The following is a 26735-nucleotide window of genomic DNA, read 5'->3' as shown; positions in this document are numbered from 1 at the left end:
ATGCGCGAGCTGTACCCCGAGATCGAGCCCTACCGCACCCACCGCCTCGCGGTGGACGCGCGCCACACCCTGCACGTCGAGGAATGCGGCAACCCCGGCGGCCTGCCGGTGGTGTTCCTGCACGGCGGGCCCGGCGCGGGGCTGTCGCCCTACCACCGCCGCTTCTTCGACCCGGCGCGCTGGCGCATCGTGCTGTTCGACCAGCGCGGCGCGGGCCGGTCCACGCCCTTCGCCGACCTGGTGGACAACACCACCGCGCACCTGGTGGCCGACATCGAGGCGATCCGCGAGATGCTCGGCATCGAACGCTGGGCGGTGTTCGGCGGCTCGTGGGGTTCCACGCTGGCGCTGGCCTACGCCCAGGCGCATCCGGAGCGCGTGCTCGGCCTGGTGCTGCGCGGCATCTTCCTCGCCCGCGACGAGGAACTGCGCTGGTTCAACGAGATGGACGGCGGCGCGCGCTTCATCTTCCCCGAGCGCTGGGCGCGCTTCCGCGACTTCATTCCCGCGGCCGAGCGCGGCGACATGATCGAGGCCTACTGGCGCCGCCTCGACAGCGACGACGAGGCCACCCGCCTCGCCGCCGCGCAGGCGTGGAGCGCCTACGAGGGCGGCAGCACCACGCTGCGGCACGACCCCGACGGCGCCGGCGACTTCGCCGACCCGCAGGCGGCGCTGAGCGTGGCGCGGCTGGAGGCGCACTACTTCCGCCACCGCATGTTCCTGGAACCGGACCAGCTGCTGCGCGGCGTGCCGGGGATCCGCCGCATCCCCGCCACCCTCGTGCACGGCCGCTACGACATCATCTGCCCGGTGAAGACCGCCATCGACCTGCACGAGGCATGGCCGGAAGCGGAGCTGCGCATCGTGCTGGCCGGCCACAGCGCCGCCGATCCGGCCATCGTGGACGCGCTGGTGCAGGCCACCGACCACCTGGCCGACCGCCACGCCTGAACTTCCCGCGCAAGCAGCGGATGGCGGCCCGCGCGACGCGCATCGACACTGTGCGCTTCCCGCCACGGAGAACGTCATGCTCACCCTGTTCGACTACCCGCCCTCGCAGAACGCCTGGAAGGTGCGCCAGTTGCTGCACCACCTCGGCCGCCCGCACCACACGGTGCTGGTGAGCATCTTCGAGGGCGAGGGGCAGCACGCCGACTACCTGCGCATCAGCCCCACCGGCACGGTGCCGGCGATCCGGCTGGACGACGGCCGCACGCTGGCCGAGTCGAACGCGATCCTCGCGTACCTGGCCGACGGCACGCCCTACCTGCCCGCCGACGCGTTCGGCCGCGCCAAGGTGCAGCAATGGCTGCACTTCGAGCAGGAACGGGTGGAATCGGTGATCGGCACGCTGCGCCACTGGACGCTCACCGGCAAGCTGCCGCGCCGCCCGCCGGCGCTGGTCGACATGAAGCGTGCCGCCGCGCAGCGCACGCTGGCCATCCTCGAACGCGAACTGGCCACGCGCCCGTTCCTGGCCGGCGACGCCTACACCATCGCCGATATCGCGGTGTTCGCCTACGGCAGCCGCGCGGAGGAGGCCGGCCTGCCGCTGCGGCCCTGCCCGCAGGTCCGCGCGTGGATCGCGCGGGTGGAGGCGCAACCCGGCTTCCTCGCCGAGATGCACCCGTACAGCGAGGACCCGCACAGCGGCGGCGAACTGCCCTGATCCAGCCCGTCCGCGCGCAGCGGGCGGGGCGGCAAACGGCGGGGCGTCATGCCTGATCCGGCGGCGTGGCCGGCGGGGGCTTCTTCCGCCGGGCGCCGCCGGCGCGCGCCGGCCTGCGGGCGGCGGCGCCATCCGCGTCATGGCCGGCGACGGCGCCGCCGCCCAGTTGCTCCATCCACGTCAGCACGTCGACATAGGCGACGAAGTGCTGCAGGTAGCCCGGCGAGACATCGCGCATCAGCGTCATCGCGCGGCAGGTCAGCACGCTGGAATGCAGCGGGCCGGCGTCCTCCGGCAGCGCATCCAGGCACTGGCGCAGCAGGCTGTCGATGCGCAGGCGGCTCCACAATTGCTGGAACTCGTCCAGCACGGGCATCGGTGCCGCGTCGACGGCGACCGGCTTGCCGGTTTCAGCCGCCGGCGCCACCGGCGCATGGCGCGGAACGACGGCCAGCCGCGGCGCGTCGGCGAACCGCTCCAGCAGGCGCTTGAGCGGACTTTCGCCTGCATCGCGCGCGGGCTGCGCCACGGGCTGGCCGAGGCGGCCGGCGTAGGCCGTGGCCAGTTCCTGCAGGCGTGCCTCCAGCCGTTGCCGCACGGCGCCGCCGTGGCGCGCGGCGCGGCGCGCCAGCGCAACCATCAGGGCGAAGCGCAGCGGATCGACGCGATCGGCACCCTGCTCGCGCCAGGCGGCCAGCCGCGCGCGGACGTCGGGCTCAGCGCGCATCGACCTTGCCGTCGGCCTGGCGGTGCGGGATCGGGGCGATCTCCACGCGGCGGTTTTTCGCGCGACCGGCCTCGTCGGCGTTGGAGCCGACCGGCTGCTCGGCGCCGAACGCGGCGGCGAACACCGACGACGAAGGCACGCCGTCGGCGATCAGCGCACGGGTGACGGTGAGCGCGCGCGCGGCCGACAGCGCCCAGTTGTCGGCGAAGCGGGCGTTCGTCGCGCGCACCGGCTGGTTGTCGGTGAAGCCGCTGACCATCAGGATCTCGTCGCGCGCGGACAGGTAGTCGCGCAGCGGACCGGCGATGCTCTGCAGCAGCTCGCGCCCCCTGGGCTGCAGCTGGTCGGAGTTGAGCGCGAACAGCACGTTGCCGCTGATGCCGATGCGGCCGTCGACCATGGTCACGCGGCCGGCCGCCAGCGGCGCGGCCAGCGCCCGTTCCAGCATCCTGAGCCGGGCGGCTTCGGCCTGGCGCTGCCTCACTTCCGCGTCCAGGCGCTTGTGCAGTAGCAGCTGGGTGCCGATCACGCTGGCCAGCATCAGCACGAACACGCCCAGCAGCACCGACATCAGGTCGCCGAACGCGGCCCAGGTGGTGGCGCTGGATTCGGCGTCGAATTCGATCTCGTCGCTCATGCGCCTCAGGCCCCGGCGCCGTCGCGCGCGCGGGCCAGCTGCTGCAGCTCGCCGATGATCTGCTGCTGCGAGAGCATGCTCAGCTCGACCACCTCGCGCGCCTGCGCAACGTAATAGGCCAGCTGCTCGTCGCTGCGCGCCAGCGATTTCTCCAGCGCCGCCTCGATGCCCTGCAGGCGCTGGTTCAGCGCGTCGGCGGCCTGGCCGAACGACTGCACCGCCGCGCCGAACGCCTCGCCCAGGCTGGCCACTTCCGTCGCGCTGCCGGTGACGTGGGCGGCGGCCTCGTCGAGCCGGCCGGCCTCGTCCTCGATCCGTGCGGTGAAACGGCTGCCGACGCGCTCCAGCAGCTCGGCCGAGGTGGCGACCAGCGCGTCGATGGCGCTGCGCTGCTCGGTGGAGGCGTGGTTCACCGCGCCGAGCAGCGTTTCCACGGTCTCCAGCAGGCGGCCGCGCTCGTCCAGCATGGCGGTGTCGCGCACCATGCTGTCGGACAGCTTCTGCCGCAGTTCGGCCACCACCTCGGCCGCGGCGCGCGGCGCCTCGGCCGCGGCGTCGACCAGCCGCGCGATCCCGGCCAGGGTGTCGCGGGCATGCGCCTGCGCCTGTTCGCCCATGGCCTGCGCGGTCCTTTCCAGCGTGGCGCACACCTGCTGCTGGTGCGCGGCCACCCGTTCGCTGCCCTGCGCCCAGCGCCGGCCGAATTCGTCGGTCAGCGCGGCGAAGGCGTCGCGCCACTGCGCGAGGCGCGCGGCGTCGCGCGTTTCCAGCGCGTCCTGCAGCTCGCCGTGCGAACGTTGCAGCGACTGGATCATCACGTCACCGCGCGCGGCGAACGCCGACTGCAGTTCGCCATGCGCTTGCCGCAAGGCGTCGATCAACGCGCCGGAACGCTGCTCGAAGCCGGCCGAGGCGGATTCCCATGCCTGCTCGTTGCGCCGGGCCACGGCGTCGTGCGCCGCGTGCTGGCGGGCGAGCGCGCCGTCCCACGCCTCGGCGGTGCGGGCGGCGTGGTCCTCCAGCCGTCCGGCCACGCCGTCGACCAGCGCGGCCGAGCGCTGCTCGAAGGTGGCGGTGAACTGGTGCAGGGCCTGCCGCAGGTCGTCCGCCAGCGCCGCGTTGCCGCGCTGCTGCTCCGCCACGGCGGCGCTCCAGCTTTCGCGCGCCGCGCCGGCGGTGCCCTGCACCGCGGCGGCCAGGCCGTCGAGCTGCCTGCTCGCGGCCGCTTCGATGGTGGCGTGCAGGCGTCCGGACTGTTCGGCCAGCCCCGCCATGGTGGCATCCACCACCGGCCGCAACGCGGCGCCCACGGCGTCGGCCTGTTGCGCGATGCCGTCGTGCAGCGCGTGCTGCAGCGTCGTGGCCAGTTGGATGTAGGCGGCCTCGGTGTGCCGGAGGAAGGCCTGCTGGTCGGCGTGCAGGCGTTCGCCGGCAGCCTGCTGCTGGCGTTCCAATGTATCGGCCAGCGATTGCAGGCGCTCCACCAGCACCGGCATCAGGGCGCTCTGCTCCTGCAGCAGGCGGAACGTCTCGCGACGCTGCACCGCCGGCGAGTGTCGCCCCAGGTGCGCGGCGATGCCGGCGTCCAGCCGCTGCACGGCCCGGGTGCGCTCGCGCCGCAGCAGCGCCGACAGCAGCCCGAGCGCCGCCGAGCTCGACACGCCGGCGATGGAGGTGCCGAAGGCGAAGCCCAGGCCCTTGACCGGCGCGGCCAGCGAGCTGCGGATGGCTTCCAGGTCGGTGGCGCTTTCCAGCGCCAGGCCGGTGCCGCGCAGGGTGGCCATCATGCCCAGCAGGGTGCCGAGCATGCCCAGCAGCACCAGCAGGCCCACCAGGTAGGGCGTCAACGCCGGCGCGGGCAGGCCGGCGCGGGCGCCTTCGATGCGCAGCCGCACGCTGGTGCGCAGGCCCGGCGGCACCCGGTCGAGCCAGCCGCCCAGGTCGGCATCGGCCTGGTCGATCGATGGCAGCGCCCGCACCAGCGCGGCGGTGGCCTGGCCGTAGCGCAGCAGTTCGAGCGCGCCGGCGAGATAGCAGGCGGCGATCAGCGCGGCGACCGCGACGGCCAGCGGATGGTGGTCGAGGTAGCCGATGCCGACCCAGCCCACGACCAGCAGGCCGGCAAGGAACACGACGGGAACGAGGGGGTTTCTGGGCATGGGCGTTTATCGGTTGTGCAGCGCTGCAAGCAGGCCGTCGATGGGGTGGAAGCGGACCTCCAGTTCCGCCCGCAGCGCCATGCGCATGTCCTGGCGGAAGCGCGCCAGCCAGGGGCCGGCGGCGGGGGGCGCGTGGGTGTCGTCCGGCGCGTCGGCATCGCGCAGGCGCCGGTAGTGCAGGCCGAGCAGCTGGGGAACCCGGGCCAGCAGCATCAGTTCGTGCGGACCGAGCGTGGCTTCCATCACCGCGTCGACCTCGGCCAGCCGCGCTTTGGCCGGCGACTGGCCGGCGAGCATGTCGCGCAGCTGCCCGCGCAGCCGGCCGGTGGCCGCCTGCATCGCACGCTGGGCGGCCACGCAGTGCCGGCGGTAGGGCTGGTAGTCCGCGTCGGCATCGCCCTGCCCGGGCGGGGCCGGCTCGATCTCGGCATCGATCAGCTGCACCAGGGCGTGGCGCGCGTCCCCGGCGGCGCGGGCACCGTCGGAAGCGTCGCCGGAAGCCGCCGCGTCGTCCGCGGCAGCGGCAGGCCCGCCGTCCAGCGTGCGCGACAGGGCCAGGGCGCGGCTCCAGTCGAACCACTGGGCCAACCGCTCGGTCAGCACCGGCGGCGTGCGCGGGAGGTCGGCGTCGCCGAGGCGGGCCAGCAGGCGAATGAACGCCGGGCCCAGCACGGGCGCCCGTGTGGAAGCTTTCGCCATGGATCCAGACTGAAAAGGGTCCATTTTACATGGCGGCCCGCATCGGCCGCCTCTGCGCGCGCCAGCGGGCTGTGCCGGTTCAGCAAAGTGGCCGGCGGCAGGCGGTGGCATACTGCGCGTTTCCGTTTCCCGCCGGAGCCGCTGCATGCGCCTGTACCCCGCCCTCGTCCTTGGCGCCCTCGTGCTGCCGCTGGCCGCCTTCGCCAACGACCCGCACTCCTACGCCCAGCCCGACCAGGTGGTGGTCACCCACCTCGACCTGGACCTGAAGGTCGACTTCCCGCACAAGCAGCTCGACGGCCGGGCCACCCTGACGCTGGACTGGAAGAACCCGCAGGCCACCACCCTGGTGCTGGACACGCGCGACCTGAAGATCGCCTCGGTGGAAGCGGTGGACGCGGGCGGCGGGACGCACGCGCTGAAGTACGCGCTGGCGCCGGCCGACAAGGAACTCGGCAGCAAGCTCACCATCCAGGCGCCGCGGCGCCCGCACGAGGTGCGCATCGCCTACGCCACCTCGCCCGACGCCTCCGGCCTGCAGTGGCTGCCGCCCGCGCAGACGGCGGACAAGAAGGCGCCCTTCATGTTCTCGCAGTCCGAGTCGATCCACGCGCGCTCGTGGGTGCCGCTGCAGGACTCGCCGGCGATCCGCTTCACCTACGACGCCCACGTCACCGCGCCGAAGGACATCCGCGTGGTGATGAGCGCGCTCAACGACGCGAAGCATCCGCTCGACGGCGACTTCCGCTTCGACCAGCCCCACCCGATCCCGTCCTACCTGCTCGCGATCGCCGCCGGCGACATCGCGGTGCGCGAGACCGGGCCGCGCTCGGCGGTGTACGCCGAGCCCAGCGTGGTGGACAAGGCCGCGCGCGAGTTCGCCGACACCGAAAAGATGATCGAGACCGCCGAGTCGCTGTACGGCCCCTACCGCTGGGGCCGCTACGACCTGCTGGTGCTGCCGCCCTCGTTCCCCTACGGCGGCATGGAAAACCCCGACATGACCTTCGCCACGCCGACGATCATCGTGGGCGACAAGAGCCTGGTCAGCGTGATCTCGCACGAGCTGGCGCACTCCTGGTCGGGCAACCTGGTGACCAGCGCCGCGTGGCGCGACATCTGGCTCAACGAAGGCTTCACCACCTACGTGCAGGGCCGCATCACCGAGGCGCTGTACGGCAAGCGCCAGGCCGACGAGGAAACCCTGCTGGCGATCCGCGCGCTGCAGAAGGGCATCGGCACGATGCCCGCCAACTCGCAGCGCCTGGCGCCCGAGCCGCGCGGCGTCGGCGCCGACGATTCGCTGTCGAGCGTGGCCTACGACAAGGGCTCGTGGTTCCTGCGCACGCTGGAGCAGCGCTTCGGCCGCAAGGACTTCGACGCCTACCTGAAGGGCTACTTCGACCACTTCGCCTGGCATAGCATCACCACCGAGCAGATGCTGGCGTACCTCAGGGCGAACCTGATCGACAAGTACCCCGGCAAGATGGGCTGGGACGAGGTAAAGGACTGGGTCTACGGCACCGGCATCCCGAAGGATGCGCCGATCCCCGACTCGCCGCAGTTCGACGCCATTGACAAGGAACGCGCGGCCTTCCTCGCCGGCACCCTGCCCGCCGCCAAGCTCGACGCCAAGGGCTGGAACACGCAGGAATGGATGTACTTCCTCGACCGCCTGCCCGACGTGCCCAAGCTCGCGCGGATGCAGCAGCTCGACGCCGCCTGGCACCTCACCGGCACGCGCAACGCCGAGATCGGCATGCGCTGGTACGTGCACGCCATCGCCGCCGGCGACAAGGCCGCCTGGCCCGCCGCCGCCGAGCACATGAGCCGCATCGGCCGGCTCTACCTCACCCTGCCGGTGTACGGCGCGTTCGCCAAGACGCCGGACGGCCTGGCCTACGCCGAACAGGTCTACGCCAGGGCGAAGGACGGCTACCACCCGCTGACCCGGCAGGCGGTGGAGCGGCTGTTCGCCCGGGCCAAGGCGAAGCAGGACAGGATCGCCGAGTAACGTCCTTCCCCTCCCCCTGCGTGCAGGGGGAGGTCGGGAGGGGGTGCTCTGGCGCCCGACCAGAAGCGACCCCTCCCCTAACCCTCCCCTGCACGCAGGGGAGGGAGTGCCTCTCGCAAGGATCTGGATCATGCCCGCTACCGCCCCCTCCACCCGCCCGCTCTGGCAGCGCATGCTCATCCGCCGCCTGAAGTTCCTCGCCATCGTGGCCGTGCTGCTGGCGGTGCTGCTGGGCGGCAGCTACCTGTTCGCGCCGCAGTGGCTGTTCCGCGCCAATGTCGCGCGCGAGGCGATGGCCGCGCACCTGGAGAAGAAATCGGTGCAGGCCGGCGACACGCGCTGGTCGTACTACGAGGGCGGCGAAGGCCCCACCATCGTGCTGCTGCATGGCTTCGCGGACAGCAAGGAGGTGTGGCTGCCGCTGGCCAGGCTGCTCACGCCGCATTTCCACCTGGTCATTCCCGACCTGCCCGGCTGGGGCGAGTCCTCGCGCGACATGGCCGCCCGCTACGACGTCGTGGCGCAGGCCAAGCGCCTGCAGGACTTCGTGCAAGCGCTGGGGCTGGGCCGCGTGCTGCTGGTGGGCCATTCGATGGGCGGCGCGGTCGCCGGCGTCTACGCCGCCGAGCATCCCGAGCACGTGGGCGAACTGGCCCTGCTCGACGCCTTCGGGCTGAAGTTCAAGGAAAACGCCTTCGCGCGCGAGACGCTGGCCGGCAAGGACCCGTTCGTGTTCTCCGACCGCGCCGGCTTCTGGCGCGCCGCCGACCTGGTCTTCGACACGCGGCCGACGATCCCCGGCCGCTTCGTCGACGTGCTGGTGGCGCGCAACGTGAGGGACCACGCCTTCATCGCCAAGGTGTTCGACGAGCTGCGCCAGCCCTCGCAATACCTTGCCGTGCAGGACCGGCTGGACAAGCTGACCATGCCGGTACTGGGCCTGTGGTGCCACGACGACAAGGTGATCGACATCTCCGCGCTGGACAGCCTGCGCAACGGCCTGGTGCACGCCCCCGCCATCAGCGCCAGCACGCTGAACGGCTGCGGCCACATGCCGGAACTGGAGAAGCCGGACGAGACCGCGCGCATCCTCACCGCGTTCGCGCTGTCGCACTGAGCCCGGCTGCGGCATCATAGGGACGGTGCCGACGGCACCCCCTGCCGTCCGGTCATGCGGGAGTCAGCCAGGCGGTGCACATCATGTGAAGTCATGGACGAGCGCCGAAATGGGGGGATGCACAATCCCGGCGGACGGTGCGCCATGTGGCGGGAACACGGGACTATGCAAGCAACGACCAAGCGGAACATCATGCAGGCCTGGCTGGACGCGATCGTCCGGATGTCCTCGACCCGCGCCAACTACTGGCTCGAGGTCGCGCTGGACGTCGGGCTGGGCGCGATCCTGCTGGCGGCCGGCTGGCAGCGCAGCAACGGCCCGGGCATCGCCCTCGCGGCGGTGGCGACAGGGCTGTTCGCCTTCAGTTTCATCGAGTACTTCTTCCATCGCTGGATGTTCCACACGCGCATCCCGCTGTTCGCGCAGGGCCACGACAAGCACCACCGCGAACCACTCGGCTACGACTCGCTGCCGTTCTTCCTGCCCGCGGCGATCCTGCTCGGCCTGACCGGCCTGCTCGTGCTGGTGCTGCCCGCCGGCTTCACCTTCCTGATGGCCGGCGCCGCCACCTTCGGCTACGTGGCCTACGGCGTCAGCCACTTCGTGATCCACCACGTGCGCTTCAAGCGTCCGCTGCTGCGCCGCTGGGCCGCCGCCCACCACGTGCACCACTACCATCCGGACAGCAACTTCGGCGTCACCTCGCCGCTGTGGGACTACCTGCTGGGCACGCGCTACGTGCGCCAGCCTCGCCAGCCGGCCGCCTGACTTCGCTTCTCGGCGCCGTTCCTGCAGGAGCGGCCGGCCACCTCACAGCAAGCCGGGCACCAGCGCCTTTACCCTGCGCATGTAGTCGACGTAGGCCGCGCCGAACTGCTCGCGCATCCAGCGCTCCTCGTGGCGCAGCTTGAGCCAGAAGCCGGCGCCGACCAGGGCCAGTGCGAGCAATCCCGGCCACGCACCGATCGCCAGCAAGGTGCCGAGCACGCCCAGCAGCATGCCGGTGTAGATCGGGTGGCGCACCCAGCGGTACGGTCCCGCCACCACCAACTCGTGATCCTGCTTGAGCTGCACGGTGGCGCTCCAGTTGCGGCCCAGCACCACGCGCGCCCAGCAGGCGAAGCCCAACCCCATCAGCAGCAACAGCCAGCCCAGCGGCGGCGCCCATGCCCCGGCCGATGGCACGTGCCGGTACAGCCACGAGTCTCCCGCGCCCTGCCCCAGCGCGACCAGCAGGCCGAAGCCCAGCATCACCGGGATCCGGTAGGCCAGCATCGCGGCCCAGCCGTCCTCGCGCGCCGCCGCCTTGACGCCACGCGCGCTCCAGAACCAGTACAGCAACCAGACCAGCCAGGTGGCCTCGAACAGGGTGCCCCAGGAAAAGGGATGCATGGCGGATCGTCCGGCCAGGGAGACGGCCGCCAGCATGCGGCCGCGCCCGTCCCGCGGTCGAGTGACGGATGTCAGCCCCACCGGGTGAATCCGACCTCGCGCCGGCGGGTCCGACCCTGTTGCAGGAACGCACGCATCGCCGGATCTCCGCACAGGCCGATGGCGCGGTCGCGTGCCGTTTCCGCCTCGGCGTCGCGGCCCAGGCCTCGCGCCGCCCCGCTGCCAGGACGTGCCGGCGTGGGCGATTTCGACCACGGTTCAACCCGCCGGCAGCACCGCCCGCATCGGATGCACCTCGAAGCGGAAGCCGGTGCCGGCGCGGATCACCGGGTCGGCGTCGACCAGCGGCTGCGGGTCGGCGCCCTCGGGGAGCTGCAGCACCAGGATGCCGTAGGCGCCGGCCGGATCGTCCACCGGGCCGAACACGACCACCGCGCCCTCGTCCATCCGGGCGCGCCAGTAGGCGGCGTGCGTGCCCATCAGGGCGGCTTCGTCCGGCGTGATATCGGCGGGGAAGCTGGGACGGGGCGGCGTCAGCTTGCAGAAGTAGTGCGGCATGCGGCCTCCCGCATGTGGCGGCGAAGCCGCCAGCCTGCGCCGGCGGCGGCCGGGCGTCGAGTGCCACCCGGCGCGCCGGCCTCGTTCAGTCGGCCACGTCGGCCACCAGCCGGTCCAGCTCCGCCTTCAGCGTGGCGCCGTTGATGCGCAGCCAGTCGCGCTGCTCGCGCCAGGCCGGGAAGATGCTTTCCACCAGCGCCCAGAAGCGCGGCGCGTGGCTGCGCACCTTGAGGTGGCACAGCTCGTGCACCAGCACGTAGCGCAGCGCGGCGGGCGGGGCCAGCGCCAGCGCCAGGTCGAGGTTGATGCGGTCGCGGGTATCCAGGCTGCCCCACAGGCTCTTCATCGGGCGGATGCGCAGCGCGGTGGGGGCCAGGCCCAGGCGCGGCACGTAGCCGGCCAGCCAGCGCGACACGTCGCGCCGGATCAGCGTCTCGAAGTGCGAGGCCAGCAGGCCGCGCGCCACCGGCAGCGCGCGCGTGTGCGGGCGCGGGATCACCAGGGTGAGGCCGCGGGCTGACGGTTCCACGCGCGGATACGGGCCCTCGGCCCAGTCCAGCACGGCCGGCTCGCCGCGCAGCGGGAATTCGGTTTCGTAACCCACCCGCAGCGGAGGAAGCGGCTTCACGATCAGGTTCAGCTCGTCGAGCTTCTGCTCCAGCCACTCGGCGTGGCTGCGCAGGAAGGCGCTGACCTGGGCGGGATGGGTGCCGTGCGGATAGGACACGCGCGCGCCCTTCGGCGTGACCGTGAGGCGAAGCCTGCGCGCGCGTGGATGCGCGGCCTTCAACACCCGGATGGTGTTGCCGCCCGCCGTCGCCAGTTCCAGCCAGTCGCCTTCGAGATGCTGCGCCATGTCCTGCCTGCCCGTACCACGGGCGCGCCCCATCGCTGGCGCGCGCCCGGACAGACAGTATGTGGGGAAGCGCCCACCCTTGCGCAAGGGTTGATCGACAGCGAACCCGCGAAGCCTTGCGCGGCGCGGGTCTCAGCCGTCGCTGGGACGCGGCAGGCCGAACCACTCCTCCAGCTTGGCCAGCAACCGCTCCAGCTCCAGGGTGAGCAGGGCGAAGCTGGCGTCGGCCTCGGCGGAGGCGTCCTCGTGGCTGTCGCCCAGCTCGTCCATCACCACGTCGAGGAACTTCAGCTTGCGCAGTACCAGGTCCTCGCCCAGCACGAAGCTGATGCGGTCGTCGAACACCAGGCCGAGCTGGAACACCTGCTTGCCGTTGCGCAGGTGCTCCTTCACTTCCTCGGCGTCGAGGTCCTGCCGGCGGCAGCGCGCGATGGCGCCGGTGGCGCTGGCCGGGTCGCGCAGCTCGCACTCGTCGCCCAGCGCCAGGCCGGCGGGCAGGTTGCCGTTGGCCAGCCAGTCGGTCATCAGCACGCGCGGGCCTTCCTCCGGCGCCAGCGGCACGGCGGGGAAGCTGCCCAGCGCCTCGCGGATCTGGGTCAGCGCGTTCTCGGCCGACTTGCGGCTGGACGTGTCCAGCACCAGCCAGCCGTGCTTCGTGTCCACGTAGGCGGACAGCCGCGAGCTGCGCACGAAGGCGCGCGGCAGCAGTTCGGTGAGCAGGTCCTCCTTCAGCCGCTTGCGCTCGCGGCCGCCAACCTTGCGGCCTTCCTCCTCGGCGATCTTGCGCACCTTGCGCTGCAGCTCGTCGTTGACCACCGCGGCTGGCAGCAGCTTGTCCTCGCCGCCCACGGCGAGCCAGGTGCAGTGCTTCACCGCGTGGGTGAGCGCGGCATCCTCGCCGCGGCCGATCGGCGGCACGAAGCCCTTGGTGAACATCTCCAGCGGTCCGCAGGGACGCAGCCGGTGTTCGCCCAGCGCCTCCTCGAGGCGGGCCAGGTCGGCGGCGACGGCGGGGGAAAAGCGGAACAGCGTGAGGTTGCGGAAGAACATGCGGTATCCAGTAAAGGCACGACACGAAGACCGTTCGCCCCGGGCGCAGTCCCGCAGGGACGGAGTCGAAGGACAGCGGCGTTTCGACTCCGCCCGCCGCGCGGGCTGCGCTCAATGCGAACGGTCAGGCGACAGACGACAGGAATCAGGCGCAGACGTCGGCGACGGCGCGCGCCACGTAGTCGATATTGCCGGTGTTGAGCGCGGCCACGCAAATGCGCCCGCTGGACAGCGCGTAGATGGCGTGTTCGTCGCGCAGGCGGTCCACCTGCGCCTTGCTCAGCCCGGAATAGGAGAACATGCCGGCCTGCTTGTTGATGAAGCCGAAGTCCGGCGCCCCCAGCGCCGCCAGCCGGTCCACCAGGCCCGCGCGCATCACGTGGATGCGTTCGCGCATCGCGCCCAGCTCCTGCTCCCACAGCGCGCGCAGCTCGGCGCTGTCCAGCACGGCGGCGACCAGCTTGCCGCCATGCGTGGCCGGGCTGGAATAGTTGGCGCGGATGGTCTGCTTGATCTTCGAACGCAGCCGCGCCGCCTCGTCGCGGTCGGCGCCGACGAAGGACAGCGCGCCCACGCGTTCGCCGTACAGCGAGAACGACTTGGAGTAGGAGTTCGCCACCACGAAGGCCTCGATGCCGGAGTCGGCCAGCAGGCGCACCGCGAGGGCGTCGGCCTCAGTGCCCTGGTCGAAGCCCTGGTAGGCCATGTCCACGAACGGCAGCAGGCGGCGGTCCTTCAGCAGCGCCACCACCTGCGCCCACTGCGCGGCGTCGAGATCCACGCCGGTGGGGTTGTGGCAGCAGGCGTGCAGCAGCACCACGGCGCCGGGCTCCAGCCGGCCGAGGTCCTCCAGCATGCCGGCGAAGTCCAGGCCGCGGGTGGGCGCGTGGTAATAGCGGTAGTCCAGCAACTTGAAGCCGGCGGTGCCGAACACCGCGTGATGGTTGCCCCAGCTCGGGTTGCTGATCGCCAGCGTGGCCTTGTCGCCCAGCACCTGCTTGAGCAGGTCCGCGCCCACGCGCAGCGCGCCGCTGCCGCCGATGGTCTGCGCGGTGGCCACGCGGCCGGCCTCCAGCAGCGGCGAGTCCGCGCCGAACAGCAGCTTCTGCGTGGCGAGGTTGTAGGCCGGCAGGCCGTCGATCGGCAGGTAGCCGCGCGGCTGGTCGCCGCCCGCCAGCGCCTGCTCGACCTGGCGCACCGCCTGCAGCACCGGGATGCGGCCCTGGTCGTCGACGTAGATGCCCACGCCCAGGTTCACCTTGTTCGGGCGCGGATCGGCCAGGTAGGCCTCGGTGAGGCCGAGGATCGGATCGCCCGGCGCCATTTCAACGGATGCAAAAAGGGACACGGTCTACTCGCTTTCGTGTGAATGGATGGATGGACGTATGGACGTCCGATTATCGCCTGCCGCGGCGCCGTCGGAACAGCCCTCCGCGCGCAGGCCTTCGAAGTCGAACAGGCCGCGGTCGGCCAGCTGGGAGGGGGCCACGTTGCCCAGCGCGCGGAAGATCGTCTCGCTGCGGCCGGGGTGCTCGCGCTCCCACTCGTCCAGCATGCGCCGCACCGCCTTGCGCTGCAGGTTCTCCTGCGAGCCGCACAGGTTGCACGGGATGATCGGGAAGCCGCGCAGCGCGGCGTACTCGGCGATGTCGTCCTCGCGGCAGTAGGCCAGCGGGCGGATCACCACGTGGCGGCCGTCGTCCGAGCGCAGCTTGGGCGGCATCGCCTTCAGGCTGGCCTGATGGAACAGGTTGAGGAAGAAGGTGGCGAGGATGTCGTCGCGGTGGTGGCCCAGCGCGATCCTGGTGATGCCATTGGCCGCCGCCCAGGCGTACAGCGCGCCGCGGCGCAGCCGCGAGCACAGGCTGCACATCGTCCTGCCCGCGGGAATCACCCGCGTCACCGTGCCGTAGGTGTCCTGCTCGATGACATGGAACGGCACGCCGCGGGCACGCAGGTAGTCCGGCAGCACGTGCGCCGGGAAGCCGGGCTGCTTCTGGTCCAGGTTCACCGCGACCAGCTCGAAGCGCACCGGCGCCCGGGCCTGCAGCGCCAGCAGCATGTCCAGCAGGGTGTAGGAGTCCTTGCCGCCGGACAGGCACACCATCACGCGGTCGCCGTCCCCGATCATGCGGAAATCGGCGATCGCCTGCCCGGTCTGGCGCTGCAGCCGGGCGGCGAGGCGCCCGGCCTCGCGGGGCAGGCGGAAAGCGGCGGGATCGGCGGACATGGCTCGCGATGGCACGGAAAGGCGACATTGTAGCGCCTCGCCCTCCCCGTTCCGGCGGCGCTACACTGGTGCGTCGCCACTGACCGTTGCCGCCGTCGCCATGCAGGTCCAGGATTCCGCCCAACTCGCCCGCCTGCTGGCCGAACTGCGCGTGGAGCATCGCGACCTCGACATGGCCATCGACCAGCTCGCCACCGCGATCGGCCGCGACGAACTGCAGCTCACCCGGCTGAAGAAGCGCCGCCTGCTGCTGAAGGACGCGATCGCGCGCATCGAGAGCAAGCTGATCCCCGACCTGGACGCCTGATCCTCTGCGACAAGCGGCGACCGTCATTCCGGCGCAGGCCGGAGGCGCTTTTCAACAGCCGCGGGGCTGGTCCTGCAGTAGCAGGAGCAGCAGGTTTTCGCGATAGCCGTGCACCGACGTCACTGGATTCCGGCCTGCGCCGGAATGACGGCGAGGGAGACAGCGCACAAACGAGAATGAGACGGCTCGGCCATGCCGGGGACTCGGGCGCCGGCAGGCATCCGAAAGCCCGCCGCAGGCGAGCAACCCCGCAGCCCCCAGCATCCAAATCAAAGCAACCGGTTCACCAGCCGATCCAGCCGCACCCGGCTCAGCCGCCGCAGCAGCCTGCGCACCTCCGGCGGATAGCTGCGCGGGCTTTCCAGTGCACGGTAATCCTCGACCGCCACGGCATGGCTCCGCAGCGCCTCGCGCTCGGCGCGGTGCTGCGCCAGCAGCCGGCGCGACGGGTCGCGCAGCAGCAGCGCGTTCTCCAGGTCCAGCGCCCACGCGCGCGGGTTGAGGTTGTGGCCGGTGAGCAGGGCGTACTCGTCGTCCACGAACAGGCCCTTCAGGTGGTAGCTGTTGTCGCCGTCGCGCCACAGGCGGATCGCCAGCTGGCCGCTGGCGAGGTGGCCGCGGTGCGCGCGGGCGTAGCGGCGCAGGTTGTTCTCGTACAGGTACGGCAGCAGGCCGATGGTGCGGAACGGCTGGCCAGGCGGGATGTAGAAGTCGTTGGCGGTCTTGTCGCCCACCATGATCTCGACCGTGCAGCCGCGCCGCAGCGCCTGCCCGACCGCCGCGCGCACCGGCCGCGGCAGGTTGAAGTACGGCGTCAGCAGCACGACCTTGCGCCGCGCGCCGCGCAGCAGCGCCAGCACGGCTTCGTTGAGCTGGTTGTCGGCGCGGCCGAAACCGAGCAGCGGCGACGCCGCCACCTCGCCGTCGGCCAGCGCGGGCGCGGGCGGCGCCGCATAGCGCGCCTGCTGCAGGCGCTGGCGGAAGGCGCGGATCGCCGGCAGCAGGCTGCGCGTGGGCGGCGGCTCGCCGGCGTCGAGCCGGCACACCGCCGGGTCGCCGTGGAAGTGCTGCCGCACGAAACCCGCCATGGCATCGGCCAGCGCGCGTTCGCGCAACAGGTGGTAGCGGTCGAGCCGGTAGCGGCCGTGCTTTGCCAGGTAGACGTCGTTGAGGCTGGCGCCGCTGTACAGCACGACGTCGTCGAACACGAAGCCTTTCAGGTGCAGCACGCCGAACAGCTCGCGGTTCTGCACCGGCACGCCCCACACGCGCACGCCGTCGCCGAGGCGCTGTGCATACTCACGGTACATCGCCGCGTTGCCCGGGCTGCCCTGCTTGCCGATCAGGCCGCGCCGGGCGCGGTGCCAGTCCACGTACACGTCGACCTCGAGCCGCGGGTGCCGCGCCCGCGCCGCATGCAGCGCCGCCAGCACCTCGCGGCCCGCGTCGTCGTCCTGCAGGTACAGCGCCACGATCACGATGCGCCGCGTGGCCTGCGCGATCTGCGCCAGCAGCGCGCGATGGAAGGCCGCCGGCCCGGGCAGCGTCTCGATCGCGCCGGCCGGCAACGCGAAGCCCGGCAGGGCTTCCAGCCACGCCGCGGCGCGCGGTCGGCGCAGCGGCGCGACGAGGCGGCGCGCGATCCGCCGCGGTGCATGGATCAACCTGTTCATCGCTAGAGGATACGCAAAGTCGTGCGGAAAGCCGCCAAGCTTGCCTGCATTGCGCCCGGCCGGGCAATCCGCCGGATCACTCCCCGTAGTCCCGCAGCAGAGCCTCCACCTGGCGCAGCCGCCGCCGTTGCCGGCGGATGTAGACGGCGAAGAACACCAGCAGCGGCACGATGACGACGCCGTTGATGCCCACCTGCACGAGCAGCAGGTGTTCGAGCGCCGGATCGTGCCGCCAGCGCGAGGGCGCCAGCCAGGGCGCCGCCAGCGGCAGCGTGAACGCGAGCAGCAGCGGGACGCTGGCGATGTTCAGCCAGGCCAGCCGGATGCCCGCCCGCGCCCGCCGCGCGGTCAGCCGCAGCAGTTCCGGCATGCCGTCGGCGGCCGCCTGCCAGGTGCCGCGACGCACGCGCAACGACAGGTACGCCGACGTCGATACCAGCAGCAGCGCCAGCCCGGCCCAGGCCTTCCAGCGCAGGCCGGCGCCCGGGTCGAGCAGCAGGCGCAGCACCTGGCCGGTGGCGAACAAGGCGGTGCACCACTCGAAGCCCAGCACCGCCTGCATCTGCCGCCGCTTGCGCCGCACCCGGCGGCGCAGGCGGTCCGCATCGACCGTCGGTTGCCGCTGCCAGTCGTCGCTCCAGCGAGTCCAGTCGTCGCCCGGATTCATGCCGATTCTCCCAATGCATCTTTCAGCGCCTTGCGCGCCCGGTTCAGGCGCACTGCCACGTTGTTGGCGCTGATGCCCAGCGCCGCCGCAATCTCCTGCTGGCTGAAGCCCTCCAGCGCCAACGTCACCGCCTGCCGCAGGGTCAGCGGCAGGGCGCGTACCGCGTCCTGCAGGCGCAGGCGCTTCTGTTCAAGTTGTGCGTGCGATTCCGGGCCGTGGGCCGGATCCGCGAGGTCTTCGTCCAGCCCGTGCGTCGAGGGCCGCCGCGTGCGGCCGATCACATGGCTGGCGCCGCGGTTGTGCGCTACCCGCGCCACGAAGGTCTTCAGCGCCGCCTCGCCGCGCCACGCCGGCAGCGCCTTCCACAGCGCCAGCGCGATGTCCTGCAGCAGGTCGTCACGCAAGGACGGATCGGCCTCGTAGCTGGCCGCGATGCGCGACAGCAGTCCCGCATGCTCGTGCAGAAGCGCGGCGAATTCCCCCTCGCGCATTCCGTCTCAGCCTTCCGTCCGGCGCAGGTCGCGCCAGATCGCATACGTACATGCCATCGACCACGGCGTGAGGAACAGCACCAGCACGAACGTCCAGGGCTTCGCCAGCACCAGCAGGAACACCGCCAGGTTCATTAGCAGGAACACCCCGAACGGTGCAGCATGACGCCATGCCGCGCGCACGCTGCCGCACACCGCACGCCACGGCGACCGCCCGTCGAACAGGCACAGGCAGGGCGCCAGCATCAGCAGGATCGACGGCACCACCCCGGGCACCAGCAGCACCCGCTCGAACGTCGGCGTCATCAATGCACGGTGGGCCATGGCATGTCCCAGCCACACCGCGTCCACCGCCGGCCAGCCGTACGCCAGCCATGCCACGCCCTGCTGCACCGCGAACACGCCCAGCCCCCACGACGCCGCCAATGCCAGCACCGGCGCGAACGGGCGACGGCGCAGGCCGTCGAGCAGGCACGCCCAGCGCATGCGCCCGCCCCGCGCCTGTTCGTCCAGCCCCAGCAGGATACCCATCAGCAGCACCGGCACCACCAGCTTGGACAGCGTCACGCCGACCCACGGGATCAGCTGCAACAGGGTTTCCGCCAGCAACTGCGCGAAGCAGAGCAGGAACAGCCTGAGCGGCACGCGCCGCCACAGGCGCAGGCCATCGAGGCACCAGCGCAGCCCGCGGCTGGCGGGCAGCGGTGTGGTGGCAGGCAGACGGTCGGGAATGGCGGACATGGCGGCAGCCTCGCGGTGCGTTGACGACCCTTGCCTAGTCCCCGCCGGCCGCGAAAACCTTACAGCCGCCCGGCTTCGCGCCACAGCATGTACACCGCCACCGCCGCGATCATCACGGTGAGCAGGCGGTTCAGCGCGCCACGCCGGCGCGCCAGCCGGTGTGCGCCCAGCGCGCCGAGCCAGCCGCCGGCGAGGCCGCCGGCGACGAATTCGGCGGCGACGCGCCAGTCGATCAGGCCGGAGGCGGCATAGCTCGCGGCCGTGGTGGCACCGAACAGGCCGACCGCCAGCAGCGCCGAGCCGACCGCCTCGATCACGCTGAAGCCGCCGGCGAACATCAACCCCGGCACGATCAGGAAGCCGCCGCCGATGCCGAAGAAGCCGGCCAGGCCGCCGGCGCACAGGCCGGTGCCGCCCAGCCAGGGCAACGGATGCGCCCGCGGCACGGCGTCGGCCGTACGCGGACGCCACATCAGCGCCGCCACCACCAGCATCAACGCGGCGAACAGCACCAGCAGGCGCTGCCCGTCCAGCCACTTGCCGAGGCCGGAGCCGATCGCCGCGCCGAGCACGCCGGCCACGGCGAACACCGCCGCCTCGCGCCAGCGCACGTGCCCGGCGCGCGCATGCGGCACCAGGTTGGCGAAGGCATTGAGCGACACCGCCAGCGTACTGGTGCCGATGGCCAGGTGCGCATCGCGCACGCCCACCACGTACAGCAGCAGCGGCACCGCGAGGATGGAGCCACCGCCGCCGATCAGCGCCAGCGAGGCGCCCACCAGCGAACCGCAGAGGATGGCGAGCAGCTGATGCGAGACGTCGATGACCGGCATGGCGCACAGCCTACAGGGCGGGACGGGGACGAGGGACGTCGAGGCGAGGTTGGATGACCCCTCCCCGACCCTCCCCTGCAGGCAGGGGAGGGAGAAGTCAGCTTACGCCATGGACTTGGCTCCTCCCCCTGCTCGCAGGGGGAGGCTGGGAGGGGGTAGGCGGGCTTGCCGCGAGGTTGGGTGACCCTCCCCTGCAGGCAGGGGAGGGAGAAATCAGTTACGCCATGGGCTTGGCCCCTTCCCCTGCTTGCAGGGGGAGGTCGGGAGGGGGGCACGTCCCTCAGCGCGCCGCGCGCGGCCTCACCTCGATGGTGGCGGTCATGCCCGCGGCCAGCACCATGCCCCTGGGCAGCGAGTCCGCGTCGATGGCGATGCGCACCGGCACGCGCTGCGCCAGCCGCACCCAGTTGAAGGTGGGGTTGACGTCGGCCAGCAGGTTGCTGCCGGTGGGGTTGTCGCTGTCGGTGATGCCGCGCGCGATGCCGGTGATGGTGCCCTTCAGGTGCACGCCGCCGGCCATCAGGCGGATGTCCACCGGGTCGCCCACGCGCAGCTGCGGCAGCTTGGTTTCCTCGAAGTAGCCGTAGAGGTAGTAGCTGTGGCTGTCGATCAGCGCCAGGCGCGCGGCGCCGGCGGCGGCGTAGTCGCCCACGCGCACGTCGAGGTTGGTGACGTAGCCGTCCACCGGGGCGCGCACCTCGGTGCGCTTGAGGTTGAGCTTGGCCACGTCCACCGCCACCTGCGCCTGCTGCACCGCCGCCAGCGCCTGCTGGGCGGCGGCGCTGGCCTGCGAGCGCGAAGCCTGCGCGGCGCGCAGGTCGGCCTGCGCGTTGCGCGCGGTGGCCACGGCGTTCTGCCGCGCCTCCTCGGAGATCACGCTCTTCTCGGGCATCTGCAGGCGGCGCCGCGCCTGCGCCTGGTACATCTCGTACTCGGTCCTGCGGCCGGCGATGGCGGCTTCGGCGGCGGCGGTGCCGGCGCCAGCCGCGCGGGCGCTGGCCTCGGCCGCGGCGAGATTGGCCTCGGCCTGCTGCAGGGCGAGGATGTAGCGGTCCTGGTCGACCACCATCAGCACGTCGCCCTTGTGCACGAACTGGTTGTCCTTCACCGGCACCGCGGTGACCAGGCCGGCGACGTCAGGCGCCACCTGCACCACGTCGGCGCGCACGCGGCCGTCGCGGGTCCACGGCGAGTAGAGGTAGTGCTTCCACAGCGCGTGGCCGAGCACGACGGCGACCACCACCACGACGGCGGTGAGCAGGAAACGCAGCAACGAGGTCTTGTTCATGGCGATGTCAGCGAAGCAGCAACAACCCGGCCAGCCCGAACAGGCTGCCGAACAGGGCAAGGCGGAACAGCGGCGGATGCCACACGTAGCGGTACAGGCCGTAGCGGCCGACCAGCGAGTCGACCAGCCACATCAGCAGCAGGCAGCCGACGAAGATCGGCAGCAGGCCGGGCACCAGCACGTCGGAAAAGGCGATTTCACGGGGCATGGGCGGGCTCCATGGAAGGCGTCCAGGCGGCCAGCGGCGACTCGTCGTCGCGCAGCGCGCCCAGCAGCTGGTACAGGCGTGGGCGCAACGCGGGCCGGGCGGCGCAGGCGTCGATCGCGGCGCGCACCGCATCCTCCGCCTGCTGGCGATGCATCGCGTCGGGGCGGCGGTACAGCTGCGCCATCGCTTGCACCGCCGCATCCACCTGGCGGCCGACGTCGACCGGGGCGGGGTCGGCGCGCAGCTGCTGGCGCAGCTCGATCAGCGCGCGGCCGCTTTCCTGCACCGCCAGCGCCCAACCCAGCAGCTCGCGCGACGGGCGGCTGCCCGGGCGGGTGTGCACGATCACCTGGTGGAACAGGTCGCGGCTGACGCTTTCGAAGCGCCACGGCAGGCCGGCCAGCGGCGCGGTGGCGGCCAGCACCACCTGTTCGCGCAGGCGGCGCACCTGGCGCCGGCGCTGCCAGCCGCTGCCGGTCACGCGCGGCACGAACACGAAGGCCGCCGCGGCCAGCGCCACGCCGGCGAGCTGCGCGATGGCGTCGTTCAGCGCGTGCACCGGGTCGTAGGCCATCGGGTTCTTCAGCGCCATGATGTAGACGATGCCGATGGCGTAGCCGCCGCCCACGCCGGCCAGTTCCGCATGCGCGTTGAGCCATGGCCCGATCAGCAGCAGCGGCAGCGTCACCGCGACCAGCATCGCGAAGCCGTCGCTGCCCGGCAGCAGCCAGAACGCCGCGTAGATGCCGGCCAGCATGCCGGCCGCGTAACCCACCAGCATGGTGAAGGCCGAGCTCAGCGGGTTCGGCAGCGCCGCGAACAGGCCGCTGAAGATGGTCGCCAGCAGCATCGCGCTGGAGCCGAACGGCCAGCCGCTGGCGATCCAGAACGCGCTGAGCGTGGTCATGGTGAGGAAGGTGCGCAGCACCGCCACCAGGGCGCCGGTGGCGTCGTTGCCGCGGCGGAAGTGCACGCGTTCCACGCTGCCACGCAACAGGCGGCCACGCAGCGCCAGCTCCACCTCGACGTAGCCGCACAGCTCGTCGAGGAAGCGCCGGAGCAGCGTGTCGCCGGTATCGAAAGCCAGTTGCGCGTGCCCGGGCGCCAGGCCCGCGCGCAGCTCGGCCGCCAGCGCCGGGAGCCGCCGCGCGCATTCGCGCAGGCGCGGCGCCAGCACCGCCGGCTCGTGCAGGTCGGCCGCGGCCGGCGTGGTCAGCGCCGCGCCCAGCGGGCGGTACAGCGCGATCAGCGCGTCCACCTCGGCGGCACGGCCCTCGCGTTGCAGCCGGTTGATCAGGTGGTGCAGCGACTGGAAGCTGGTCGCCGCCGCCATGTTGTGCTGGTTGAGCAGGCGCATGCGGGTACTGCGCGCGCGCACTTCCGGATCCTCGAAGATCACCGAGGCGCGCAGGTCCTCCAGCTGCACCGCGGCGCGCACGAAGCGCAGGTGCGCCTGCTCCATCTCGGCGCGCGGGATGCTGCCGCCGGTGCTGCCGCGCACGAAATCGATGAAGTGCGCGAAGTGGGCGCGGGCGTTCTGCCGCAACACCAGGCGCAGACGCCCGGGGAACACCGCGTCGCTGACCACGCCGGCCACCACGATGCCCAGCATCACCTCGCTCACCCGCATCAGCGCCGAGTCGAACACCTCCAGCGGGTGTGCGATCGCCGGCAGCGCCACGATCGCTGCGGTGTAGCCGGCCAGTACGAAGCCGTAGGACATGAAGTTGCGGTACAGCGTGGCGCCGCCGGCGCACAGCGCCACCCACAGCGACAGGCAGAGCAGGAACAGCTCGCGCTGCTGCGGGAACACGCACATCAGCGCCAGCCCGAACGCGCTGCCGCACAGCGTGCCGATGGCACGGTAGAAACTCTTGGCCAGCACCATGCCGCTGTGCGGATGCATCACGATGGCCACCGTGATCATGGTGGTGGACGGCTGTTCCAGCCGCAGCCACATCGCCAGCCAGGCGGCCAGGTACAGCGCCAGCAGCGACTTGGCCACGAACAGCCAGGCGCGGCCCTCGCCGGCGAACGCTTCCGCCAGCGTCGGCCAGCGGCGCGCCGCCTGCCCTGCCTTCATCGATGCCGCCGACATGGTTTCAATCCCGCTCCGACATCAGTCCTGTTCCAGCTGGTCCAGGAACTTCTTCAGCAGGCGCTCCAGCTGCGCCGCCTCGGCCGGCTTCAGGCCGGTGGTCTGGCGCTCCAGCAGGGCGCAGACGGCGGGCAGGAACGCCTCGATCATCGCCAGCCCGGCCTTGCTCAGGGTCAGGGTGACCTTGCGCCGGTCCTCGTCGCTGGCGGTGCGCTCGATCAGCCCCTTGTCGCACAACTGGTTGGTAAGCCGTGTGATGTTGGCCGACTTCTCGCCGGCCGCGTCGGCCAGCTGCGAGGGGTTCAGCGTGTAGCCCTCGGTGCCGTACATCATCATCAGGATGTTGTACTCGGGATGGCCAATGCCCCAGGGCTTGAGCAGCGCGTTGGCGTCGTCGTGCACGCGCTTGTAGATGTGCTTCACCAGCCGCACCAGCACCGCCGGTTCCCGCGGGAAGGCGGGATACCGCCGGCAGGTGACGGCCAGGCGCTGTTCGGTGGGCTGGAAGCTGTTCATGGGGCGATGCACCGTGGATTTAGTACACATATGTACTATCTACATGTGAATTTTATGCCCGCGTGTTGCGATGCGCAAGAGGCGCGCGGCTGCATGCCGGAAGTCCTCTTCCCCGGCTCCGGCGGCGGTGGGACGATGGCGGAAGGCGCCGTGCGGTCATGCCGGACGCGGCGGAGGGATCCATCCGAACCAGGGAGCACAGCATGAAACGATGGCTGATCGTGGGGTTTTCCGGTCTCCTGCTCGGCAGCGCCGCGGGCGCGATGGCCGACGAGGGCATGTGGACGCTGGACCACCTGCCGGTGAAGCAGCTGCAGCAACGCTACGCCTTCACGCCGAGCCCGCAGTGGATCTCGCTGATCCAGCACGCCACGGTGCGGCTGGCCGAGGGCTGCTCCGGCTCGTTCGTCTCCGCCGACGGCCTGGTGATGACCAACCACCACTGCGCCAACGGCTGCCTGTCGCAGCTGTCCAGGGGCGGCCACAACTACATGGCCGACGGCTACGTGGCCGCGAAGCCGGAGGACGAGCCGAAGTGCCCCGACGTCGAATTGAACCAGCTCGAGTCGATCACGGACGTCACCGCGCAGGTGAACGCCGCCACGAACGGCAAGAGCGGCGCCGGGCGCATCAAGGCCGAGCGCGCGGTCAACAGCAAGATTGAAGAGCAGTGCGTCGCCGGCGACCCCAAGACCTGGCGCTGCGACGTGATCACGCTGTACCACGGCGGCCGCTACGCGCTGTACAAGTACCGCCGCTACCAGGACGTGCGGCTGGTGTTCGCGCCGGAGCAGAGCATCGCCTTCTTCGGCGGCGACCCGGACAACTTCAACTTCCCGCGCTACGACCTCGACGTCACCTTCTTCCGCGCCTACGTGGACGGCAAGCCGGCGAAGACCACACAGTTCCTGAAGTTCGCCCCGCAGGGGCCGAAGGCCGGCGAGCTGACCTTCGTGGTGGGCAACCCCGGCTCCACCGAGCGCCGCACGCCGTGGCTGCAGCTGGCGAACATGCGCGACAACGTGCTGATCCCGTTCTACGGCTACCTGTCCGACCTGCGCGGCGTGCTGTGGCAGTACAGCCGCGCCGGCGCGCAGCAGGCCAAGGAGGCGCAGGACATGCTGTTCGGCATCGACAACACGCTGAAGGTGTTCAAGGGCCGGTTGCAGACCCTGACCGACGAGACGTTCATCCAGGCCAAGCAGAAGGAGGACGCCGCGCTGCGCGACTGGATCGCCGCCGACCCGGCCCGCCGCGCGAAGTACGGCGCCCCGTGGGCGGACCTGGCCAGGGCCCAGCAGCGCGGCGAGGAACTGCAGGACCGCTACACCATGATCGCCGGCGGCCGCGGCTTCGGCGTGGGCACCCGGCTGTTCGCCGACGCGATGACCCTGGTGCGCGGCGCCGCCCAGCGCGCCAAGCCCGACGCCGAGCGCCTGCCGATGTTCCGCAACGCCAACCTGCCGGCGGTGGAGCAGTCGCTGGAAGCGGACGTGCCGGTCTACCCCGAGTACGAGAAGACCATGATGGCGTGGTCGATGGAGAAGATGCGCCAGATCCTCGGCGCCGACGACGCCTTCGTGCACCAGACGCTGGGCAAGCGCTCGCCCGACGAACTGGCCCGGCAGCTCGTCGACGGCACCCGGCTGGCCGATCCCAAGGTGCGCAAGCAGCTGTGGGACGGCGGCGAGAAGGCGATCGCGGCATCCACCGACCCGATGATCGCGTTCGTGCGCGGTATCGAGCCCACCGCGACAAAGCTGCGCAAGCAGTACGAAGACGAGGTGCAGGCGCCCACCACCCGCGCCGACGAGGCGATCGCCCAGGCCCGCTTCGCCCGCGACGGCGCCAGCACCTACCCGGACGCCACCTTCACCCTGCGCCTGTCCTACGGCAAGGTGGTGGGCTGGAAGGAAGGCGACCACCAAGTGCCGCCGTTCACCGATTTCGCCGGCGCCTACGCGCGCGCCACCGGCGCCGACCCGTTCAAGCTGCCGGACAGCTGGATCAGGGCGAAGGGTTCGCTCGACCTGTCCACGCCGTTCGACTTCGTCACCGACAATGACATCATCGGCGGCAACTCCGGCAGCCCGGTGATCGACCGCGACGGTCGCGCGGTAGGCCTGATCTTCGACGGCAACATCCACTCCATCGGCGGCGACTACACCTACGACGGCAGCAACAACCGCGCGGTGGCGGTGGACACCGCCGCGCTGCTCGAGGCCGTGCGCAAGGTCTACAGGCTGCCGCGGCTGGCGGACGAACTGGTCCAGGGGCACCTGTAGGCCCGACACCCGGGGCACGCATGCGTGTCCGGGCTTGCCGCCCGCACCTGCAAAAGCGAAGGGCGCCCACGGGCGCCCTTCGTGTCCGCAGCCGGGAGAAAGACTCAGCGGCCGCCGATCGGGTAGGTCTTGAAGCCGTCGCTGGGCGTAGTCGCCTTCGGCGTGCCGGCCGGCGCCGGCCCCGCCGCCGGGACCGGCCGCGAACCGCACACGTAGGCGCCCCACGGCTGCGCGCCGTCCTTCGGCTCGGCCAGCGGCTTGATGGTGTCGGCGTGCATGGTGGCGGCCTCGTTGCGCGCCATCACCTGCAGCTCGTCGCGCACCTTGATGTCGTTGCGGTCCACCGGGCCCACGTGGTCCATCACCGAGACGGTGATCTTGCCCAGGTCGCGGCAGCCGGAGACGTCGCCGCTCCACGCCGTGCGCACGTTCTGCGATGCCGGGGTCGGCGTGATGCCCCAGGTGCAGGCGCCCAGCAGCAGGGTGGGAACGAGCAGCAGCACGGTCTTGCGCATGG

The 26735-nt window shown here is 71.6% G+C and carries 27 protein-coding genes; 7 read left to right on the top strand and 20 right to left on the bottom strand.

From position 1 onward, the window contains the following. Nucleotides 1–954, top strand: coding sequence for a prolyl aminopeptidase (pip, locus tag QMK61_RS08690; protein WP_302071798.1), 954 nt, complete (start codon nt 1–3; stop codon nt 952–954). A gap of 76 nt (nt 955–1030) precedes the next feature. Further along, nucleotides 1031–1672, top strand: a complete 642-nt coding sequence (locus tag QMK61_RS08685) for a glutathione S-transferase family protein (protein ID WP_302071797.1) — start codon at nt 1031–1033, stop codon at nt 1670–1672. 46 nt (nt 1673–1718) lie between these two features. Here the strand turns inward: QMK61_RS08685 and QMK61_RS08680 are convergent, their stop codons facing one another. The 4 genes from QMK61_RS08680 to QMK61_RS08665 are packed head-to-tail and all read right to left on the bottom strand — an operon-like array spanning nt 1719 to nt 5894. Further along, nucleotides 1719–2399, bottom strand: a complete 681-nt coding sequence (locus QMK61_RS08680; RefSeq protein ID WP_302071796.1) for a DUF2894 domain-containing protein — start codon at nt 2397–2399, stop codon at nt 1719–1721. Then, nucleotides 2389–3036, bottom strand: a complete 648-nt coding sequence (locus tag QMK61_RS08675; RefSeq protein WP_302071795.1) for an OmpA family protein — start codon at nt 3034–3036, stop codon at nt 2389–2391. Before QMK61_RS08675 ends, QMK61_RS08680 begins: the two co-directional genes overlap by 11 nt. Before the next feature lie 5 nt (nt 3037–3041). After that, a complete protein-coding gene (locus tag QMK61_RS08670) occupies nt 3042–5195 on the bottom strand; it encodes a DUF802 domain-containing protein (RefSeq protein WP_302071794.1) in 2154 nt (717 codons plus the stop codon). A 6-nt stretch (nt 5196–5201) separates the two neighbouring features. After that, nucleotides 5202–5894, bottom strand: a complete 693-nt coding sequence (locus QMK61_RS08665; protein WP_302071793.1) for a DUF3348 family protein — start codon at nt 5892–5894, stop codon at nt 5202–5204. Between the two features lie 145 nt (nt 5895–6039). Here QMK61_RS08665 and QMK61_RS08660 point away from each other — a divergent pair, with 145 nt between their 5' ends. The 3 genes from QMK61_RS08660 (at nt 6040) to QMK61_RS08650 (ending at nt 9793) form a co-directional block, all read left to right on the top strand. Beyond that, nucleotides 6040–7908, top strand: coding sequence for a M1 family metallopeptidase (locus QMK61_RS08660; protein ID WP_302071792.1), 1869 nt, complete (start codon nt 6040–6042; stop codon nt 7906–7908). Nucleotides 7909–8038: 130 nt separating this feature from the next. Then, the gene (locus QMK61_RS08655; protein ID WP_302071791.1) at nt 8039–9025 is read left to right on the top strand and encodes an alpha/beta fold hydrolase; all 987 of its coding nucleotides are present in this window, start codon (nt 8039–8041) and stop codon (nt 9023–9025) included. Between the two features lie 165 nt (nt 9026–9190). Beyond that, nucleotides 9191–9793: a sterol desaturase family protein gene (locus QMK61_RS08650; protein WP_302071790.1), complete on the top strand. Its 603-nt coding sequence runs from the start codon at nt 9191–9193 to the stop codon at nt 9791–9793. Nucleotides 9794–9835: 42 nt separating this feature from the next. Here QMK61_RS08650 and QMK61_RS08645 read toward each other — a convergent pair whose 3' ends face one another. From QMK61_RS08645 to ttcA, 6 genes are all read right to left on the bottom strand, one after another. Continuing rightward, on the bottom strand, nt 9836–10417 hold the full coding sequence (locus tag QMK61_RS08645) for an isoprenylcysteine carboxylmethyltransferase family protein (protein ID WP_302071789.1): 582 nt from the start codon (nt 10415–10417) through the stop codon (nt 9836–9838). Between the two features lie 258 nt (nt 10418–10675). Continuing rightward, the gene (locus tag QMK61_RS08640) at nt 10676–10975 is read right to left on the bottom strand and encodes a YciI family protein (RefSeq protein ID WP_302071788.1); all 300 of its coding nucleotides are present in this window, start codon (nt 10973–10975) and stop codon (nt 10676–10678) included. An 85-nt stretch (nt 10976–11060) separates the two neighbouring features. Further along, nucleotides 11061–11831, bottom strand: coding sequence for a YgjP-like metallopeptidase domain-containing protein (locus QMK61_RS08635; RefSeq protein WP_302071787.1), 771 nt, complete (start codon nt 11829–11831; stop codon nt 11061–11063). Between the two features lie 132 nt (nt 11832–11963). Beyond that, on the bottom strand, nt 11964–12881 hold the full coding sequence (locus QMK61_RS08630) for a recombination-associated protein RdgC (protein WP_302071786.1): 918 nt from the start codon (nt 12879–12881) through the stop codon (nt 11964–11966). 145 nt (nt 12882–13026) lie between these two features. Next, nucleotides 13027–14229, bottom strand: a complete 1203-nt coding sequence (locus tag QMK61_RS08625) for an amino acid aminotransferase (protein ID WP_302071785.1) — start codon at nt 14227–14229, stop codon at nt 13027–13029. A 3-nt stretch (nt 14230–14232) separates the two neighbouring features. Further along, a complete protein-coding gene (ttcA, locus tag QMK61_RS08620) occupies nt 14233–15111 on the bottom strand; it encodes a tRNA 2-thiocytidine(32) synthetase TtcA (RefSeq protein WP_302071784.1) in 879 nt (292 codons plus the stop codon). A 100-nt stretch (nt 15112–15211) separates the two neighbouring features. On the opposite strand from ttcA, the gene QMK61_RS08615 reads away from it, so the two are divergent. Further along, nucleotides 15212–15418 carry a DUF465 domain-containing protein gene (locus tag QMK61_RS08615; protein ID WP_302071783.1) on the top strand — a complete coding sequence of 69 codons (207 nt, stop codon included), beginning with the start codon at nt 15212–15214 and terminating at the stop codon, nt 15416–15418. A 269-nt stretch (nt 15419–15687) separates the two neighbouring features. Here QMK61_RS08615 and pssA read toward each other — a convergent pair whose 3' ends face one another. The 9 genes from pssA to QMK61_RS08570 form a co-directional block, all read right to left on the bottom strand. Next, nucleotides 15688–17091 carry a CDP-diacylglycerol--serine O-phosphatidyltransferase gene (pssA, locus tag QMK61_RS08610; protein WP_302071782.1) on the bottom strand — a complete coding sequence of 468 codons (1404 nt, stop codon included), beginning with the start codon at nt 17089–17091 and terminating at the stop codon, nt 15688–15690. 76 nt (nt 17092–17167) lie between these two features. Then, nucleotides 17168–17758, bottom strand: coding sequence for a hypothetical protein (locus tag QMK61_RS08605; protein ID WP_302071781.1), 591 nt, complete (start codon nt 17756–17758; stop codon nt 17168–17170). After that, nucleotides 17755–18249 carry a sigma-70 family RNA polymerase sigma factor gene (locus QMK61_RS08600; protein ID WP_302071780.1) on the bottom strand — a complete coding sequence of 165 codons (495 nt, stop codon included), beginning with the start codon at nt 18247–18249 and terminating at the stop codon, nt 17755–17757. Before QMK61_RS08600 ends, QMK61_RS08605 begins: the two co-directional genes overlap by 4 nt. A 6-nt stretch (nt 18250–18255) precedes the next feature. Continuing rightward, nucleotides 18256–18990, bottom strand: a complete 735-nt coding sequence (locus QMK61_RS08595) for a hypothetical protein (protein WP_302071779.1) — start codon at nt 18988–18990, stop codon at nt 18256–18258. 59 nt (nt 18991–19049) lie between these two features. Then, entirely contained in the window at nt 19050–19823 is a 774-nt protein-coding gene (locus QMK61_RS08590) for a sulfite exporter TauE/SafE family protein (RefSeq protein ID WP_302071778.1), read from the bottom strand. A 280-nt stretch (nt 19824–20103) separates the two neighbouring features. Beyond that, a complete protein-coding gene (locus QMK61_RS08585; protein WP_302071777.1) occupies nt 20104–21111 on the bottom strand; it encodes an HlyD family secretion protein in 1008 nt (335 codons plus the stop codon). A 7-nt stretch (nt 21112–21118) separates the two neighbouring features. Next, the gene (locus QMK61_RS08580; RefSeq protein ID WP_302071776.1) at nt 21119–21319 is read right to left on the bottom strand and encodes a DUF1656 domain-containing protein; all 201 of its coding nucleotides are present in this window, start codon (nt 21317–21319) and stop codon (nt 21119–21121) included. Next, nucleotides 21309–23417 (bottom strand): FUSC family protein, encoded by a 2109-nt coding sequence (locus QMK61_RS08575; protein ID WP_302071775.1) that lies wholly within the window; start codon nt 23415–23417, stop codon nt 21309–21311. Before QMK61_RS08575 ends, QMK61_RS08580 begins: the two co-directional genes overlap by 11 nt. Before the next feature lie 21 nt (nt 23418–23438). Next, nucleotides 23439–23933, bottom strand: coding sequence for a MarR family transcriptional regulator (locus tag QMK61_RS08570; RefSeq protein ID WP_302071774.1), 495 nt, complete (start codon nt 23931–23933; stop codon nt 23439–23441). A 203-nt stretch (nt 23934–24136) separates the two neighbouring features. Here QMK61_RS08570 and QMK61_RS08565 point away from each other — a divergent pair, with 203 nt between their 5' ends. Then, a complete protein-coding gene (locus QMK61_RS08565) occupies nt 24137–26218 on the top strand; it encodes a S46 family peptidase (protein WP_302071773.1) in 2082 nt (693 codons plus the stop codon). A 104-nt stretch (nt 26219–26322) separates the two neighbouring features. Here QMK61_RS08565 and QMK61_RS08560 read toward each other — a convergent pair whose 3' ends face one another. Next, nucleotides 26323–26733: a DUF4156 domain-containing protein gene (locus QMK61_RS08560; protein ID WP_302071772.1), complete on the bottom strand. Its 411-nt coding sequence runs from the start codon at nt 26731–26733 to the stop codon at nt 26323–26325. Between the last annotated feature and the right edge of the window lie 2 nt (nt 26734–26735).

Source organism: Fulvimonas sp. R45, from assembly GCF_030504985.1.
GTDB lineage: Bacteria > Pseudomonadota > Gammaproteobacteria > Xanthomonadales > Rhodanobacteraceae > Rhodanobacter_A.
The sequence above is the reverse complement of the archived record's forward strand: the minus strand, read 5'-3'. Positions and strand labels throughout refer to the sequence as shown.